The organism is Shewanella sp. SM71, from assembly GCF_025653905.1.
GTDB classification, from domain to species: Bacteria; Pseudomonadota; Gammaproteobacteria; order Enterobacterales; family Shewanellaceae; genus Shewanella; species Shewanella oncorhynchi.
This window is the reverse complement of the sequence record NZ_JAKKRW010000015.1, coordinates 65,927-83,705: the sequence shown is the minus strand read 5'-3', so window position 1 is coordinate 83,705 and position 17,779 is coordinate 65,927. Positions and strand designations below refer to the sequence as shown.

Genomic DNA, 17,779 nt, shown 5'->3' with positions numbered 1-17,779 from the left:
GAGTCAATGGTACACATAAGCGCTATAAACTTAGAGGCTTATTTTACCCAGAGTGGTATATGGCACTGTTGCAAAATTAGATTTTTAATCTGATTGAATGAAAAAATCCCCTTAAACTTTAATGGTTTGAGGGGATTTTTATCGGTGTTCTAGCGCCGTACACTCAATTACGCCGCGTCTTTCTTTAATTTACGCGAATAAATCAGTAGATAAAGCGCGGGTAGTACAAACAGTGACAGTAATGGGGCCGTAACCATGCCGCCGACCATAGGTGCGGCAATTTTCTGCATCACATCGTTACCCGATCCTGCACCCCACATAATGGGGAGTAGGCCGAAGAAGATGGTCGCTACCGTCATGGCTTTGGGGCGGATCCGCATAACGGCACCTTCCATTAACGCTTCTTTTAAGTCGCTGACGCTGTGGTAATTATCTTTCTCTTGTCTGTGCTTAATGGCGTTATTGAGATACACCAGCATTATTACCCCAAACTCGGCTGCGACACCCGCTAAGGCAATCATACCGACGGCGACAGCCACTGAGATGTTGTAATCCAGTAGGTATAACAGCCAAGTGCTGCCGACCAACGCGAAGGGGAGGCTGAGCATGATAATACTGGCCTGAATGGTGGAGCCAAAGGTCATCATCAACAGGATGAAGATGACGGCTAATGCCATAGGGATCACTTGCTTAAGTTTTGCATCTACCCGTTGCATATATTCGTACTGCCCTGCAAAAGTGTAGCTGTAGCGCGGGGGCACCTTGAGTTCGGCATTTAAAGCTTGCTTGGCGGTCGTAATATATTCGCCGATAGACGTGCCTTCAATATCGATAAACACCCAAGAGATTAAGCGACCGTTTTCACTGGTGAGCATAGGTGCGCCATCGGTGATTTCTATATCCGCTAAATTTCGCAGTGGTAGATAATTTCCCGATTTAGTGATCACAGGGAGTTCGCGCAGCTTTTCGATATTATCGCGTAGCTCACGGGGATAACGTAGGTTGATGGGATAGCGCTCAGCCCCTTGTACCGACTCGCCAATATCCATACCGCCAATGGCGTAACGCACGACATCTTGAATATCTTGTAGTGACATACCGTAACGTGCGGCGACATCCAGTTTGGGAGTGATATCGATATAACGCCCGCCACCACTGCGTTCAGCATAGGCTGATTTTGTGTGTGGCACTTTGCTGAGAATGGCTTCTATCTTAGCTCCTATGCTTTGCAGCTCGTTGACATCGGCACCAGTGATCTTAATGCCGACGGGGGTTTTTATCCCCGTCGAGAGCATGTCAATACGGGTTTTGATAGGTTGCACCCAAGCATTGGTGAGTCCTGGTACTTTGACGGTTTGCTGTAGTTGGGCAATGATGCCATCTAAGGTCATGCCTTCACGCCATTCCTCATGGGGTTTGAGCATGATAGTAGTTTCAAGCATGGTCAGCGGCGCGGGATCGGTCGCGGTTTCGGCGCGGCCTACCTTGCCAAACACGCGGGCCACTTCGGGCACGGTTTTAATCAAACGATCCGTTTGCTGTAACACTTCGGCGGCTTTGCCCGCACTGAGTCCTGGTAACGCGGTTGGCATGTAGAGTAAATCGCCTTCTTCTAACTCGGGCATAAACTCACTGCCCATGCGCGTCATCGGATACCAAGCGCTGACTAAGGCAATCAATGCTAATCCTAGGGTGATTTTAGGAAACCTAAGTACCAGATTAAGCGAGGGCTTATATAAAGCGATCAGCACGCGACTGATGGGATTTTTATGCTCACTCGGAATTTTTCCCCGAATAAAATAGCCCATTAAGACTGGCACTAATGTGATTGCTAATAATGCGGAAGCGGCCATAGCAAAGGATTTGGTATAGGCCAGCGGTGCAAATAAACGGCCTTCCTGCGCTTCGAGTGCGAACACAGGCACAAAGCTTAAGGTGATAATAATCAATGAGAAAAATAACGCAGGGCCGACTTCAATCGACGCTTCGGTGACGATTCGCCAATGTTCTTTAGTATCGGGTTCTCGGTTGTGTTCTGTGTGAAACTGTTCCAAATGTTTGTGCAGGTTTTCAATCATCACAATTGCGCCGTCCACCACTGCGCCTATGGCAATCGCGATACCCCCAAGACTCATAATGTTGGCATTCACCCCCATCTTATTCATTACGATAAAGGCAATCAGGATTGAAAGCGGCAGGGTAATGATGGCGACTAAGGTTGAGCGTGCGTGCAGTAAAAACAGCAGGCAGACCAACCCTACCACTAGCATTTCTTCGACGACCTTGCTGAATAAATTATCAACGGAATTAAGGATTAATTGGGATCTGTCGTAGGTGGGGATGATTTCAACCCCATCGGGTAAACCAGCTTTCAGTTCTTCAAGCTTAGCTTTTACGGCATCAATCGTGGATAAAGCATTTTCGCCGTAACGCATCACAATAATGCCGCCTACGACTTCACCTTCGCCGTCAAGTTCGGCTATACCGCGGCGTGAGGCAGGGCCTTTGCGTACGGTAGCAACATCTTTCAGTAATAAACCTGTACCAGAAGGGCTGGTGATACCAAGGGGAATTTCGCGGAAATCCTCAAGGGTTTGACGATAGCCTTTGGCGCGCACCATATACTCGGCTTCAGCCATTTCGATGACCGAGCCGCCAGCTTCGCTATTAGATTTTTCTATCGCATCTTTAATGCTGGCGATATCCAGTTTATAGATCGCCATTTTGTCGGGTTCGAGTACGATCTGGTAGGTCTGCTCCATACCACCGACGGTGGCGACTTCAGACACGCCAGCCACGCTTTGTAGCTCTAATTTAAGATACCAGTCCTGCAGGCTTTTGAGTTGTGATAAATCTAAACTGCCAGAGCGATCGACCAGCGCATATTCATACACCCAACCGACACCGGATGCATCGGGACCGAGTGAAGGTTGTACGCCCTGGGGCAAACGGCTGCTAATTTGACTCAGGTACTCGAGTACCCGTGAGCGCGCCCAGTAGATATCTGTGCCATCTTCAAAAATCACATAGACATAAGAATCGCCGAACATGGAATAGCCGCGTACCGTTTTGGCGCCGGGTACAGCTAACATGGCGGTAGATAAAGGGTAAGTCACTTGTTCTTCAACCAATTTTGGCGCTTGACCCGGGTAAGGGGTTTTAATGATCACTTGTACGTCGGATAAATCCGGCAGCGCATCAAGCGGCGTTTTGCGCAGCTCTTGTACGCCCCAAACAGTGATCATGATGGCGATAATCAGCACCATCAATCGCTGCCTGATTGACGCCTCGATAATATATTTCAACATAACGCGCTCCTAGTGCTGATGACCGCTGCTTAAACGCATTAAGCTGCCCTTGAGACTGGCCTCGGAGTCGAGTAAAAATTGCCCTGAGATCACCACGCGCTCGCCTTCGGTTAAGCCCGAGACAATTTCTGCCTTACCTTGACTCATCATGCCGACGGTCACGACTTTAGCGGCAAAACTATTGTCGTCTTGTTTGACTATCACGCGATTCTCTTTACCCGTTTGGATTAAGGCTTCCTGTGGGATTACTAGCGTGTCTTTATTGGGGCCGCCAAAAAGCGAGACCTTGGCGAGGGTTTTAGGTCTAAGGGAAACATGGGTGTTATTGAGCACAACACGCACTCGCAAGCTACGCGTGACAGGATCAAGTTCCGGATAGATATAATCTATAGTGCCTTTTATCCCGCTTAAGTTCATGGCGGGCACAGCCACTTCAGCCTGTTGGCCTTTGACTATCCAGCTTTGTTCATTTTCAAACACATCGGCTATGACCCATACCTTAGAGAGATCGACTAACGACATCACTTCGGTGGATGGCTCAATATACATACCATCGCGGATAGACAGTGTTTCGACTACACCATCCTGTTGTGCATAAAAGGGTACCCGATATTGGGTTTGGCGCGAGTCGGCTAATTGCTTGATTTGTTGCTCGGTAAATCCTAAAAATGACAGTCTTAAGCCTGCTCTACGAACAAGATCCTGATATCTCTGATTGCCTGCTGTTTTGGCGGTATCTAAGGCGAGTAAATAATCATCCTGAGCATTGACTAAATCCGGTGAATAGATTTCATAGAGTAGCTGCCCTTTTTTGACTGTGTCTCCCATGGACTTAACCATTAGTTTTTCAACCCAACCCGTTACTCGAGCATGGATATGCGTTATTTGGCTTTCATCGTAATCCACTTGTCCAACGGTCTCGACAAATTTCCATAGCGTATCGCGCTCAACTTTAGCGACTTTTATGGCTAGCGCTTGCTGCATGCTGCCGGAAACATTGATATTGATTTCGTGAGTGTTACCACCCGTTTCGACTTTTTCTAAATTCATACCACAGATAGGGCATGTACCGGGTACATCGCTGATGATGTGGGCATGCATAGGGCAAATGTACTTAGTTGTTGTTTCTTCGCTGGTTTTTTTAACAAGATTGTTAGCCTTAGGGGTTGGTGTGTCGAACACTTGGCTTGCCGCTTTCGTGGTCGAGGTGTGCGCATGTTCTGTCGCTAAGTGATCTGTATGTTGATGTTCAGCATGTGGATCTGCTGAATTGGTATCGGTACCTTCCTTTTCAACTAAAAACATATTGCACTTAGGGCAGCGACCAGGCTCATGGCTGAGCACTTCAGGATGCATAGGGCAAGTGTAGGTTTTTACTTGATTTAACGGATTATTCTTAGGCGCTGTTGCAGAATTTACTGCAGCTTCGGTTGCCACGGGCTCTTGTGTGCTCGCCAGTTGGGCATGGCTCAACCAAGGTGTACCTAAGAGTAAGCTACTCAAGATCAGTACGGCTTTAGGGGTCTGCTTTTTTACGGTTTTTAATGAATTCATATGCCTCATCTCCAGCCTAGCTTAGTGGTGTTTGTGGGCGTTTTTTGCCGCACCTTCAGCTGGTTTTGCTTCTACTGCCTTTGGCTCTAAGTTCATACCACATTGAGGGCAAGTATCCTCTTTGCTGCCAGTCACTTCAGGGTGCATAGGGCAAACATGGGTATGGGCTTGTTCCTGTGGATTGGCATTGTCGTGTTGATGTGCGTGCGGCGCGGCCGTCGCAAACACGCTTGTGCTGGTCAGCAAGAATGCGATTAAGGCGAGATTAGTTAGTGTTTTCATATTATTCACTCCATCGGATTAACGGCCGAATATGAGCGCATAAACGTCAGTGAGCACAGTGGATCAAAGCGGTTCGCTTCGATAGACGGATTGATGCCACAATTTGGCATTCGGCTCAGTAATCAACGTTTTGCTAGACTCGGGTGCACGATTTAATGATAAGGCACCACAATAAACGGCTAAATAGTGCGTTAGCTTAGGGCTAACAGCATTGTCGTTTTAGCTTGGTCGTTTGGCTTTTTTAAGGGTTGATTTGCCCAATAAGCACAAAGTAGGGCTAGGCTATCGGTGGTTTAAAGGCCGAAGACAAAGAGATAGAGTGGAAATGAGGCATAGGAGTGGCCATTGCAGTATCGCTCATTCTCACACTTGGCCAGAGGTGTGGGCTGAATAGAGTGCCAGCGACTGAAATCGTCAAACAATGACCACAATCATTTGAACATGATGTGGTGCCATCACAGCAATGCTGTTTCGCGCCGGGAAGCATTTTATCGTTGCAGCAATCCGCGTTGGCCATTGAATGTGAGTCAGAACTGTTCTCTGTGTCCATCTGCATCATTGTAGCGTGGTGCATTTGGGAGGAAACCTCATGATTCATCGCACTCATATCCATAGTGTGTGGCACCATGGCGTGACCATTAGACACGACACTTTGCCCGACGAGTGCGAGTAGAGTGAATATGACTAAAAAATAACGACCGAGTGTGTGATGCATAAGTCTTCCAAATGATGAACGGCTCGATTCTAGCATAGTGATGTTTAGCTGTAATGATTTAACTCACACTTCAGTTAACGCCCCAATTCAAATATCTAATTAATCTAAATTAGCAAATAGAATTTCTGACTCGAAGTTTTGTCTTCAACGGGCTTATCATGAATATGACTGCGTATTCTAAGAGACTCAAATTGATCGTAGAAAGTTTCATTTCGAACAGTATTATTCGGCTTACCTGCGTTTTACCATTTATTTCTGCTTCACTCTCAAGGTGCAATAAACATTGGCGCGATCACATTTCTGTTTTCTAGAAAATAAATTTCTAGTTCTAGATTATCAAGGGGGAACCTAACTATAAAAAATCGGTAACTTGCGATTATCGGGTGATTGCATTAGCTTTAGTTAAAGTGCATCACAGTTCAGCTAGCGGTTTTTACCAAATGACGTCCAAATAGTTAGAGCTAAGTCTCATTTTGCGCTTTTAAGGTTAATTTAATCAGCAAATTTCGGCTTAAAATCAAATTTCTAATAAATGAAAGAGCATAAACTAGTCTTATAAAAACTAATTTTGACAATTTTGGAGATAGAGTGATGAACTGGCGTGCACTATTTAAACCTAGCGCGAAATATTCAATCCTGGCGCTACTGGTCGTCGGTATTGTAGTGGGTGTTGTGGGATACTTTACCACTCAACAAACATTACACGCGACCAGTACAGATGAGTTCTGTATGTCTTGCCATAGCAATCATTCGCTGAAGGATGAAGTGTTGGCTTCTGCCCATGGCGGCGGCAAAGCGGGGATTACGGTTCAGTGTCAAGACTGTCACTTACCCCATGGTCCAGTCGATTATTTGATCAAAAAAATCATCGTATCTAAAGATTTATATGGTTTCATGACAATTGATGGCTTTAACACTCAAGCTTGGTTAGATGAAAATCGTAAAGAACAAGCGGATAAAGCGCTGAATTATTTCCGTGCGAACGATTCTGCTAACTGTCAGCATTGCCACACTCGTATTTACGAGAATCAGCCAGAAACTATGAGCAAAATGGCTGTAAGAATGCACTCAAATAACTTCAAGAAAGAACCTGACGCGAGAAAGACCTGTGTTGACTGCCATAAAGGCGTAGCACACCCATATCCAAAAGGATAAGGTTTAGCGTCTAGTTGACCATTAAAAGCCCTCTATTGAGGGCTTTTTGCTGTCTGTGTGCTCGGTTAATTCGCTTGAATCATCACCCGTTGCCTATAAGCTAACAGGCTGAAAATTCCGAAGATAAACACTTGTAGATAATCTTGTTTCGTTAATGGTAGCAAGGTCTTAAACAGCATGTGGAAAATCGCGACTTGGAAGCAATGCATCATGCAGGTGATGGCAAACAGGATATTTAAAGTAATCGCCACATTGCTTTCAAAGGGGATGACTAAGTTGTAGGCCATCATCAACCAAGCAATCAGAGTGATGGCTTTACCTAAGTTAATCAATAAGGGCATGGTTTTCATCTTCGATGGGCTCAACAGTGGTTTCTGAGTGATATTGATATAAACGGTAGCTCACTTGCCCGGCATTCTTTTCTTTTAAGGCGTGCCAGCGAGAAGGGATAGCAAGTTGCGGCAATTCAGACTCGATTTCGACATAAATCAGCGCACCATCATTAAGCCAACCTTGAGTATCTAGCAGTTGAATCGTCTTTTCTGCCAATCCCTTACGAAAGGGGGGATCGATAAACACCACATCGAAACCTTGCTCGCAGCCCCTTTGCAGTACCACTAACGTATCAGCATTGAGCACTTCGGCCTTATCGCATTTAAGGGTTTGTAGATTTTCTTTTAATTGCATGGCTGCGCCGCGTTGCAACTCGATAATTTTGGCGAAACTGGCATAGCGGGACAAGGCTTCGAGAGCTAAAGCACCACTACCGCCAAAACAGTCGAGTACACGTGCATTGACTAAATCATTAGCCAGCCAATTAAAGAGTGTTTCGCGAACCCTGTCTGTCGTCGGGCGTAAACCTTCGAGATCTTGGATAGGTAGACGACGCGAGCGCCATTGGCCTGCGATGATCCGCACTTGTCCACTGCCGGGTTTATTTTTGGCTGTTTGACCCTTGGTCACATTATTTTTGACCGTTCGATGATTAACCAAAGTGCCCCCGTGATTTTGCCTGAAGAAAGAAAGTGGTAGACTGTGCCACCTTAATAAAGGCCGCTATTTTATATCAAAGTCTCACTAAAAGGTGAGAAGGCTAACTGAGCTTAGCTAATTGCCGACTTTTTGGGCGTAATTGCCGAGGCAATCTGGTATAACATCAGGGTCTTATTCAAAATTCAATACTGAAGTAGAGCGCTGGAATCACACATGGCAAAGAAAGGTTTTTTCTCTTGGTTTCGTAAAGATAAGTCACAAGATGAGGTCGTCGCTGAAACGCCAGTTGTTACTCCAACACAAGATACTGATGCAGCACAGTGTGTAGCGCCGGAACAAGTAGAGTCACAAGGGGTCATCGAGGCCGAAGCTCATGCTGAAAAACAGGCAGCAGAACAGTTAGCGGCCGAACAAACACAGGCAAAAGCCGAAGCCGAGCAATTCGCCCTTGAGCATGCTCGAATTGAATCGTTGCATTTTGCTAATCAGCAAGCTGAAGCGACACGTTTGGCTGCTGAACAACTTAGTGCACAAAAGCATGCTGCAGAGAAGTTAGCCGAAGCACAGTTAGAAGCAGAGCAACGCATTGCAGAACAATTGGCAGAACAGCAGTTAGCGGTTGAGCAAGCCGCCGCAGAGCAATTAGCTCAAGCAGAGGCGTCGCGTGTAGTTGCGGCTCAGCTAGAAGCAGAATTACTCGCAGCGGAACAAGCTGAACTTGCCCGCTTGGCCGCTGAACAGCATGCCGCTGAAGCCTTAGCGGCAGAACAACTTGCTGGCGAAGCACTGGCACGTGAGCAAGCAGAGGCTTTAGTCCAGCAACAAGCTGAAATTGAGCAAACTGTTATAGCCGTTGCTGAATTGCAACCTGAGCCGCAGGCTAGACCCGTTAAGGAAGGGCTCTTTGCTCGCCTGAAACGTGGCTTAATGCGTACCAGCGAGAATATTGGCAGTGGTTTTATCGGCCTATTTCGCGACAAGAAAATCGATGACGATCTGTTTGAAGAACTCGAAGAACAATTATTAATCGCCGACGTTGGTGTCGAAACCACTACGCGATTAATCAAGAATTTGACAGAGCATGCCTCACGTAAGCAGCTTAAAGATGCCGAAGCTTTATATGAATTGCTGCGGGATGAGTTGCAAAAAACACTCGATCCAGTCGCTATCCCGTTAGTACCAGACAATGCTAATGGCCCATTTGTTATCTTAATGGTTGGCGTTAATGGCGTGGGTAAAACTACCACTATTGGTAAATTGGCCAAACAATATCAGAGCCAAGGTAAGTCAGTCATGTTAGCCGCGGGTGATACCTTCCGTGCTGCAGCGGTTGAGCAGCTACAGGTTTGGGGTCAACGTAATGATATTACAGTGATTGCCCAGCATACAGGTGCTGATAGTGCCTCTGTGTTGTTCGATGCTTTACAAGCGGCCAAGGCGCGTAAAGTGGATGTATTGATTGCCGACACTGCTGGTCGTTTACAGAATAAAGCGCACTTGATGGAAGAATTGAAGAAAGTCGTGCGAGTGATGAAGAAACTCGACCCAGATACGCCACATGAGGTCATGCTGACATTAGATGCGAGCACAGGGCAAAACGCGATTAGCCAAGCACAATTATTTCAGGAAGCCGTAGGTGTAACGGGTATTACCATCAGCAAGTTAGATGGAACGGCTAAGGGCGGCGTGGTCTTTGCGATTGCTGATAAGTTTAATATTCCGATCCGTTACATAGGTGTGGGTGAGCAAATTGACGATTTGCGTACCTTCAATTCGAAAGAATTTATCGATGCCTTGTTCACTCAAGAAAAAGCGGATAGCTAATTTATGATTGATTTTCAGCAGGTCAGTAAGATTTATCCTGGCGGCCAAATGGCGCTGGAGGATGTGAATTTTCATCTACAGCAAGGTGAAATGGCATTTTTAACCGGCCACTCGGGGGCGGGTAAAAGTACGCTGTTGAAATTAATCACGGTAATCGAGCGGGCAACAACGGGGCGCGTCGCGATTAACGGTCACGATATCGCCAAAGTCAGCCCTAAACATGTGCCTTATTTGCGCCGCAATATCGGGATGATTTTCCAAAACCATCACCTATTGATGGACCGAAGTGTGTTCGACAATGTGGCTTTACCACTGGTGATTGAGGGATTCTCCCATGGCGAAATCCGTAAGCGTGTTGCGGGTGCCCTCGACATGGTGGGTTTATATGGCAAGGAGCGGCATAACCCGATTATGTTGTCCGGCGGTGAACAGCAACGTGTTGGCATTGCCCGTGCGATTGTGAATAAACCGCCTTTACTACTCGCCGATGAGCCTACGGGTAACTTAGATCCTAAATTATCTATGGATATTTTGCGTCTGTTTGAAACCTTTAATGATGCGGGAACCAGCGTATTAATCGCCACCCATGATTTAGGTCTTATCGCACGAATGAAATATCGCACTTTTACCCTCAAACAGGGCCGTATGTTAGGTGCACAAGAGTTGCATCCTAATGTGCACACTCGCAGTGCACCGACGAATAGAGGTGAAGGGCAATGAGCGATAGCGCAAAATTAACTCGCAGCAAGCTGCCTCTGTCTGGTCGGATTGTGATGTTTTTTATTCGCCATGCGCAGCAAGCAATGGCGAGCATGGGAGAGCTCTGGCGCAACCCAATATCCTCTGTGATGACCATGGCAGTCTTAGGTGTGAGCCTAAGTCTGCCTGCAGCATTGCAAGTGTTAGTTAAAAATGCCGAGACCATTACCAGTTCCTGGAACAGCGCGGCAGAGATCTCCTTGTTTATCGACGATAATCGTAGTGAACAAACGATTCAGAGCCTGCTGACTCGCATTCGGACATATCCCGAAGTGGATAAAGTGCAATACATAGATAAAAATCAAGCGCTAGAAGAGTTCCAACGCTTATCTGGGTTTGGTGAGGCCTTGGCCTATTTAGATAAAAATCCTTTGCCCGCGGTCATTACCGTTACGCCTACGCCGCGTTACTCAACACCAGTGGGCGCCCGTGAACTCTTAACTAAACTAGAGCGCGAGCCTGAGATTAGCTTTGGCCGCTTAGATATTGAATGGTTAGAACGGTTACAGGCGGTAGTGCGTCTACTCGAACGTACTGTGATGGCGATTGCTGCGTTACTTGTTCTGGCTGTGGTCTTAGTGATAGGTAATACGATTCGCTTGGCAATTATGAATCGGCGCAGCGAAATTGAAGTGATGAAGCTAGTCGGAGCAACTGAAGCCTTTATCCAGCGCCCATTTCTCTACACAGGGATTTGGTACGGGGTTATTGGCGGCATATTGGCTTGGCTTATCATCAACTTATTAGTGTGGTATCTCGATTCCGCCCTTGCCGAACTTTTAGGCTTGTATGGCAGTCAGCTTGAAATGAAATCACTCACTTTTATTGAACTGCTGCAATTGGTTGGACTTGCCTCATTTTTAGGTTGGTTAGGTTCGTATTTGTCTGTACGCCAGCATTTACGGTCGATTGAACCTTCATAATAATCAGTCGATTAAACTAAAAAAAGTGACGAAAAAAATGCTGAGGAATGAACTTTTGTTCACTTGCAATGTCTACTTCAGCGAGGTAAAAAGGGTATCCGCAAACGAGCTGAGGTTGACATACTCTGTCAATTAGCCGATAGTTCGTGAGCTTATTCTTAGGGTATTTTGTTGTTGAACCTAAGAATGCACTCGTTAAGTAGTCTGAGAAATGTAGGAGAGCGAATGACCTTTCAAACGCAATCAATGGCACTGACAGTCCCACAGGGCGCCAGTAGTCTAGAAGCTTATATCCATTCAGTGACTAGCATCAGCATGCTGGACGCTGAGGCTGAGTATGAGTTAGCCAAGCGTTTACAGGAAACTGGTGATCTACAAGCTGCGAAGCAACTGATTATGTCGCACTTACGTTTTGTAGTGCACGTTGCTAAAGGCTATTCAGGCTATGGTTTGCCACAGGCTGACTTGATCCAAGAAGGCAACATAGGCTTGATGAAAGCGGTTAAACGCTTCGATCCCGATGTTGGCGTGCGTCTTGTGTCTTTTGCTGTGCACTGGATCAAAGCTGAAATTCATGAATATGTGCTGAAAAACTGGCGCATAGTTAAAGTCGCGACCACTAAAGCGCAACGTAAGTTGTTCTTTAACATCCGTAAAGCGAAAAAACGCTTAGGTTGGTTCAGCGATGCAGAAGTCACTATGGTGGCTGAAAATTTAGGTGTGTCTAAGGCCGATGTGACCGAAATGGAATCACGTATGGCAGCGCAAGATCCGGCATTTGATTTAACCAATGATCAAGACGAGGAGCAAGATTTTGCCCCCGTTCATTATTTGGAAGATCATTCATCGGATTTAGCGGAAAATATTGAAAACGACAACTGGGAATCGAATGCTCAAGGTCGTTTATTATCGGCCATCAAAACCTTAGATGAACGTAGCCAGCATATTCTGCGCGCCCGTTGGTTAGATGACGATAAAACCACACTGCAAGAACTTGCAGAGACTTATCAAGTGTCGGCCGAACGTATTCGCCAACTTGAGAAAAATGCCATGAACAAGCTAAAAGCTTGCATGGAAGCCTAAGTTGCGTCACGTGTAAAGTGATTTTAACTTACCCATAAAAAAACCTGCTGCGGCAGGTTTTTTTATGGGTGAAAATTGGCTTGATGATAAATCAGTACTTAACAAGATTAGCTATCAAGGCTTTTCTGTTTACTTTCAGTCCTATTTGTTCATTATTTTCTGGCCATGAATAATATTGTCTTGGACGTTTGAATCGGGCGATTTTGTTGGCAAGGAATAGTTCAAGCGTATTTGCAATCGACTCTGGGTGGTGGGTTAAACTGCCGCGAATGATGGCGGCAGGGAGATTGCCAAATTGTACATCTGGTATGGCGAAAACGATTGCATCGTCTATTTGTGGGTGTTGTTTAAGCGCGGCTTCGATTTCTTCTGGCTGGATGTTTTCGCCGCCGCAGATAAACATATTATCGACGCGGCCAAGAATGTGCAGATTACCATTTTCGTCCCATTCGCCCTTGTCCTTGGTGTAAAACCAGCCGTCTTGTTCAACGCACTTTTGTATTCCATCCGCGGTGAGATAGCCCATAAACAGGCATGCGCCGCGCACCAAAATTACACCGTCTTCGATTTTGAGCTCACGTTTGGGGAGTCGTTTGCCACTGCTACCGTCGCTTAAAGCGTGACCTGTGGTGATCTGCGAGCCCATTTCCGTCATGCCGTAACTGGTGTAACTGGCGATATTGCGTTGCTTAAGTTGTTGGAGTAAGTCGATTGAGACTGCGCCGCCACCAAGTAATAAGGCTTTGATACTTTTAAGCTTGCTGCTCGTATCGACGAGTAACTTGCTCAGTTGTGTGGGAACGAGAGATATGTGAGTCAACTGATCTTGGTCAACCTGCTGACCAAGGCTAAGCGCTTGATCTGGCATGACAACACTGGCACCGACTAAGGCACAGCGGTTTAATATCGCAAGACCGCCAATATGGAATAAGGGCAAGGAGAGTAGCCAGGCATCACCTTGTTCGAGTGGGATTAAGCTGCGGGCACCTTCGGCATTGGCAATATGATTCGCTAAGCAATGCACCGCCGCTTTGGGAAAGCCACTAGAGCCTGAAGTTAAAATCACATTAGCTGGACGAGTAAAGTCGACAGTCAGGGCTAAGTCACTGCTAACGCGATTGAAATTTAAGCGCAAGTGATGGCAATTCTGTAGTTCACAAACCTCAGCACTCCAAACATAGCGGATCTGATGTTCATTAATTAAGTCTTGGATCTGCGCGAGGGGGAAACGTGGTGAGATAGGAAAAAAGATTACTCCTATATCGATGCAGGCCCAATAGAGACAAATCATCTCGAGATTATTGCTAGCAATACAGGCGAGCGGCTCACCGTTTGAGATCCCCGCAGCGCTTAGCTGCTGAGCCAGTGCGATAACGCGCTGGCTAAGCTCTGAGTAGCTAATGTCTTGCCCCGCCAACTTGATGGCTGTCTGTTGTGGAAACGCAAGCGCAGCTTGGTGCACGGGTGACAGTGCAAGCGGTTTTGATAGGCTGGCATTAGACAAACTCGTTTCCCTCACTTTTGGCTGTATCATTATTTTGTTGCATTGAATCAATGGCGTGCAGTGCAATTGGCTCAAGTTGCGCGAGTGTGAGGCAGTATTTTTTACCCGATGACACGATTAAATCTTGGCTAAAGGCGCTGAGGGTATCGAGCCCAGGGATTTCATCGGGAGTGAGAATCGCGGCTAAATGGGCCAGATCATTAATGCCTAAACTGCTCTCTAGACTCGAACTGATAATGCAACGTACGCCATAGCTTTGCGCCGTATCGATTAAATTAGCTAGTTTTTCGATACTGCCGAGCAGCATAGGTTTGATGACAAGCGCAGTCAGGCCATTTTGCATTACAAACTGGTATTCTGGATCGTTGAGCGATTCATCGAGGGCGTAGGGTATACCAATTGCTTGATAAAATTCATGATTATCATGAGGATTCAGGCAAGGTTCCTCAATGTACTCTATGGTATCTAGGGGCAAGCAAGCGGCAAATTCGATTGCTTGCTCAAGTGTAAACCCTCGGTTCGCGTCCAAACGCAATTTGAGATCGGGGCGGGTACGTAAAATGCCATAAATCAGGCTTAGTTCATCTTCGATTGAAGTTTGCGCGACTTTGACTTTCACCGAACGAACATTACAGCCAAGGGCGGCAATTTTGCTATCGAGCAAGTCTCTGCTCGCATCCGTTGGATGATAAATCAAAGGGACTGTGGCCGTTTGTGGACGGATGGCATCGAGTTTGCCCATTAACTTGGCTTGTAACAGACTTAAACCAAAGGCCAAAGAAGGGTACGGACTTTGCTCGGCGCATTCTAGCAATGTATCAATATGCTGACCGCAGAGTTGGGGTAATAATCCAGTCAAAGCCGTTTGCACTTGAGTGAGTGTTTCACGGCTGAACCCCATCAAGGCTTGTTCATCGACATCTATGCCAGAGAGTGGGGAAATTTCAACTTCGACTTGTCTATGCTCGCCACCAAGATTAGCGCTGGCACAGGCTTGTAATACTAATCCCGCTCTGTGATCGATACGTTGCTTGCCGACGGGCAATAATACGTCGAGCGGTAGTCGATATTGATACAGGTTAAGCGAAGTTAATATCATATATTACCTACATTTTAATTCTGTCATTACCCTAGCAACTTCACTATTTTTGAGGTTAATGCCTCGGGAGCAGCTTGGTGTATGTTGTGGCCGGCGCCGTGAATACTATGGACGAGGATGGGCGCGTGTAATTGCCACTCTTGGGCGAGAGCGTGGAACTTGGCATCTTGGCTGCCCGCAAAGAAATGGCACTCACAGGTAAGCAGCAAAGGTACATCCCACATCGATGCTTGGTGTGCGAGTGAGGTGGCTATGAATACCTCTTTAAGCCGCAGTTTAGGATGCAGATCTAATGCTGCAGAACGATGCTCTATTAAGGTTTTTCGTTTGGTAGCCGTCATATCGGCAAATACGGGCTGCTGATACCACAAGCTTAAAAAGTCTTTGCTATTCAGATGCAGTAAACGCTCGGCCCACTGGGTATCATTTTTGATTCTGGCAAGTTTTTCTTGCGGGTCTGTAAGTCCAGGATGGCAGGATTCGAGGTTTAGGCTCAGTAGTCTTTCTGGATAGGCTTTGGCAAGGTGCAGAGCAATACGGCCACCTAGAGAATAACCATAGAGATGGAATTGACCAATATGAAGGCCATTCAGGTGTGCCAACACATCTTCAACACATTGGTTAAATCCATCTAATTCGGTTGGCTTCAACTCCTTTTGGTTATCCCCGTGGCCCGGCAGATCTAAGCAAATACAGTGAAAGTGCTGGCTTAGCGCTGGCATTAACGGTAACCAGTCGGTCTTAGTGCCTAAAAAGCCATGCAGTAACACTAAGGTCGGTAGTGAAGAATTGCCGTAACGGGCCATGGTTGGCATTAGCTTTGTTTCACCCACAAGTTGAGCTCGGCGATTTGGTCGCTGGCTTGTGTTTGACTTACATTGACTTCAATGATCGAAGCCCCCTGAAAATCCAGTGCTTCATTATAGCTATCTTGAAAATCGGCTAAATTATCCACTTGATTATAGGGCAAATTAAACATAGCTGCGGCGTAGCCAAATTCTAAACCGTGGCTGAGTCGATAATAATCGCTACGGACTTGTTCATTGGGAACGGGCAATAAGTTAAAGATGTTACCGCCATCGTTATTGAGGATCACGATCACCAGCGGGCTGGTTAAGCCTTTAGCGATGGCCAGCGAGTTAAGATCGTGCAGTTGTGATAAATCACCGATGATTAAACTCGTGGGTTTGCCTTCATGGGCCGCAATACCGCAGGCGGTGGCGAGTAATCCGTCAATACCCGATGCGCCACGATTAGTATAAGTGGTTGCCGTACAACAACTGACAGGGGCATACATGTCGTACAAGCGTACAGGCAGGCTGTTGCCGATAAAAAGCTGCTGTTCTAGCGGACGAGTATTGGCGATGGCGCGCACAACTTGTGCTTCACCAAATTCCCCTTGGTCGATATTGCGCACAAATAAGTTATGCAATTCATCGTTATAGGTGATTAGGGTATTCGCCCAGTTTGCAGAGGATGAGCGATACCAATTTAAGGCCGCAAACTGCTGTGCATTCGCGTGCCAAATGTGTTTAGCATTGTGACTAGGGTCAAGCCTGTCTTGTTCTGGTAAAACCTGCCAATAGCTGTGCCAATTTTGCTCGGCGAGATAGCCTATCAAGCGTTTTGATAATAAACGGCCGCCGAATACGAGTACTCGATCCGCTTCCTGCAATAGATTACGCGCCCTTGGATGTTGCAGCAGTTGATCAATATTACCTATTGCCGCGGGATGCTGACGCAGTTGCGACTGGGCATCAGTAAGTAATGGCCAGCCGATTTTTTGCGATAGGGCAATTAGTTGCTGTGGATCTTGTTCAGGCGTGAGAGTGCCGACAACGATCACCCCTTTACCGTGGACGAACCGCATAATGGCATCGTCACTTGGGCTGCTCACCTGTTTGCTCTTACCGTATTGGGCATACGGGCGTGCGAGCTGCAGCCAAGTTTGCAATGGTTTGAGGTAGGGTGATTCGGCATCAAGAATTGCGCCACCGAGTTCACTCGGATACAAGGGCTCACGGTACATGCAGTTGATGTGCACTGGACGAGTTTGATTCGCCACTGCTTCATCCACTGTGGTAAGCAACGCCTGCGGTGCGATATGTGTATCCGGTGTTGGCAAATTCACTTGAGTGGCATAATTCGCAAAAATTCCCGGTTGGACTATGGCTTGATTAGCACCGCAGCCGAGTAATTCTGGCGGACGATCGCCACTTAAGACGATTAAAGGTACATGGGTCAGCCACGCCTCCACAATGGCAGGGTACAAGTTGGCGACTGCTGTGCCTGAGGTCGTAATGATGGCGACCGGTGCGCGGCTGGCTTTGGCTAGACCTAAGGCCATAAAGCCGAGCCCACGTTCGTCGAAATGTAAGTGACGCTGGAGTTTAGTTTGCTGGGCGGCGGCGAGGGTTAACGGTGTTGAGCGCGAGCCCGGCGCCATACACACATGTTGCACGCCAAGACGTGCTAACTCCTCAAGAATAAGGGCGCCCCAAATAAGATTAAGAGTGGCTGTATTTTCGGTCCGCATAGCTGAATCTATTAGGATAAAGATGGGCTTAGTGTAACGTGTTT

15 protein-coding genes are annotated in these 17,779 nt (G+C 46.8%); 5 read left to right on the top strand and 10 right to left on the bottom strand.

Annotation, left to right across the window (positions count from 1 at the left end; translation table 11 throughout):
- Positions 1 to 167: 167 nt before the first annotated feature.
- The 4 genes from L5L97_RS15275 to L5L97_RS15260 all read right to left on the bottom strand — a co-directional run bounded on the left by L5L97_RS15275 (position 168) and on the right by L5L97_RS15260 (position 5,859).
- Positions 168 to 3,308, bottom strand: coding sequence for an efflux RND transporter permease subunit (locus tag L5L97_RS15275; RefSeq protein WP_263182666.1), 3,141 nt, complete (start codon positions 3,306 to 3,308; stop codon positions 168 to 170).
- A gap of 9 nt (positions 3,309 to 3,317) precedes the next feature.
- Positions 3,318 to 4,862, bottom strand: a complete 1,545-nt coding sequence (locus tag L5L97_RS15270; RefSeq protein WP_263182665.1) for an efflux RND transporter periplasmic adaptor subunit — start codon at positions 4,860 to 4,862, stop codon at positions 3,318 to 3,320.
- A 21-nt stretch (positions 4,863 to 4,883) separates the two neighbouring features.
- Positions 4,884 to 5,144 (bottom strand): heavy metal-binding domain-containing protein, encoded by a 261-nt coding sequence (locus L5L97_RS15265; RefSeq protein WP_113940264.1) that lies wholly within the window; start codon positions 5,142 to 5,144, stop codon positions 4,884 to 4,886.
- A gap of 277 nt (positions 5,145 to 5,421) precedes the next feature.
- Positions 5,422 to 5,859 (bottom strand): hypothetical protein, encoded by a 438-nt coding sequence (locus L5L97_RS15260; RefSeq protein ID WP_263182662.1) that lies wholly within the window; start codon positions 5,857 to 5,859, stop codon positions 5,422 to 5,424.
- A gap of 591 nt (positions 5,860 to 6,450) precedes the next feature.
- Here L5L97_RS15260 and L5L97_RS15255 point away from each other — a divergent pair.
- The gene (locus tag L5L97_RS15255; RefSeq protein WP_105250630.1) at positions 6,451 to 7,014 is read left to right on the top strand and encodes a NapC/NirT family cytochrome c; all 564 of its coding nucleotides are present in this window, start codon (positions 6,451 to 6,453) and stop codon (positions 7,012 to 7,014) included.
- Positions 7,015 to 7,079: 65 nt separating this feature from the next.
- On the opposite strand, the gene L5L97_RS15250 is transcribed toward L5L97_RS15255, so the two are convergent.
- Together L5L97_RS15250 and rsmD are read right to left on the bottom strand one after the other, a co-directional pair.
- Positions 7,080 to 7,364, bottom strand: coding sequence for a DUF1145 domain-containing protein (locus tag L5L97_RS15250; protein WP_263182659.1), 285 nt, complete (start codon positions 7,362 to 7,364; stop codon positions 7,080 to 7,082).
- Positions 7,339 to 8,007: a 16S rRNA (guanine(966)-N(2))-methyltransferase RsmD gene (gene rsmD / locus L5L97_RS15245; RefSeq protein WP_263182657.1), complete on the bottom strand. Its 669-nt coding sequence runs from the start codon at positions 8,005 to 8,007 to the stop codon at positions 7,339 to 7,341. Before rsmD ends, L5L97_RS15250 begins: the two co-directional genes overlap by 26 nt.
- 213 nt (positions 8,008 to 8,220) lie before the next feature.
- On the opposite strand from rsmD, the gene ftsY reads away from it, so the two are divergent.
- The 4 genes from ftsY to rpoH all read left to right on the top strand — a co-directional run bounded on the left by ftsY (position 8,221) and on the right by rpoH (position 12,596).
- Positions 8,221 to 9,831 carry a signal recognition particle-docking protein FtsY gene (gene ftsY, locus L5L97_RS15240; RefSeq protein ID WP_263182656.1) on the top strand — a complete coding sequence of 537 codons (1,611 nt, stop codon included), beginning with the start codon at positions 8,221 to 8,223 and terminating at the stop codon, positions 9,829 to 9,831.
- Positions 9,832 to 9,834: 3 nt separating this feature from the next.
- Positions 9,835 to 10,551: a cell division ATP-binding protein FtsE gene (gene ftsE / locus L5L97_RS15235; protein WP_105250626.1), complete on the top strand. Its 717-nt coding sequence runs from the start codon at positions 9,835 to 9,837 to the stop codon at positions 10,549 to 10,551.
- The gene (gene ftsX, locus L5L97_RS15230; protein WP_113940269.1) at positions 10,548 to 11,513 is read left to right on the top strand and encodes a permease-like cell division protein FtsX; all 966 of its coding nucleotides are present in this window, start codon (positions 10,548 to 10,550) and stop codon (positions 11,511 to 11,513) included. The genes ftsE and ftsX overlap by 4 nt, the downstream gene beginning before the upstream one ends.
- A gap of 225 nt (positions 11,514 to 11,738) precedes the next feature.
- Positions 11,739 to 12,596: an RNA polymerase sigma factor RpoH gene (gene rpoH / locus L5L97_RS15225; protein WP_263182654.1), complete on the top strand. Its 858-nt coding sequence runs from the start codon at positions 11,739 to 11,741 to the stop codon at positions 12,594 to 12,596.
- Positions 12,597 to 12,687: 91 nt separating this feature from the next.
- On the opposite strand, the gene menE is transcribed toward rpoH, so the two are convergent.
- Genes menE through menD form a run of 4 tightly spaced genes read right to left on the bottom strand, consistent with a single transcriptional unit; the run spans position 12,688 to position 17,735 of the window.
- Positions 12,688 to 14,130, bottom strand: a complete 1,443-nt coding sequence (gene menE / locus L5L97_RS15220; protein ID WP_372834152.1) for an o-succinylbenzoate--CoA ligase — start codon at positions 14,128 to 14,130, stop codon at positions 12,688 to 12,690.
- Entirely contained in the window at positions 14,093 to 15,199 is a 1,107-nt protein-coding gene (gene menC, locus L5L97_RS15215) for an o-succinylbenzoate synthase (protein ID WP_263147462.1), read from the bottom strand. The genes menE and menC overlap by 38 nt, the downstream gene beginning before the upstream one ends.
- Before the next feature lie 26 nt (positions 15,200 to 15,225).
- Positions 15,226 to 16,014, bottom strand: coding sequence for a 2-succinyl-6-hydroxy-2,4-cyclohexadiene-1-carboxylate synthase (menH, locus tag L5L97_RS15210; RefSeq protein WP_263182650.1), 789 nt, complete (start codon positions 16,012 to 16,014; stop codon positions 15,226 to 15,228).
- Positions 16,014 to 17,735, bottom strand: coding sequence for a 2-succinyl-5-enolpyruvyl-6-hydroxy-3-cyclohexene-1-carboxylic-acid synthase (gene menD / locus L5L97_RS15205; RefSeq protein WP_263182648.1), 1,722 nt, complete (start codon positions 17,733 to 17,735; stop codon positions 16,014 to 16,016). The genes menH and menD overlap by 1 nt, the downstream gene beginning before the upstream one ends.
- Positions 17,736 to 17,779: the final 44 nt, after the last annotated feature.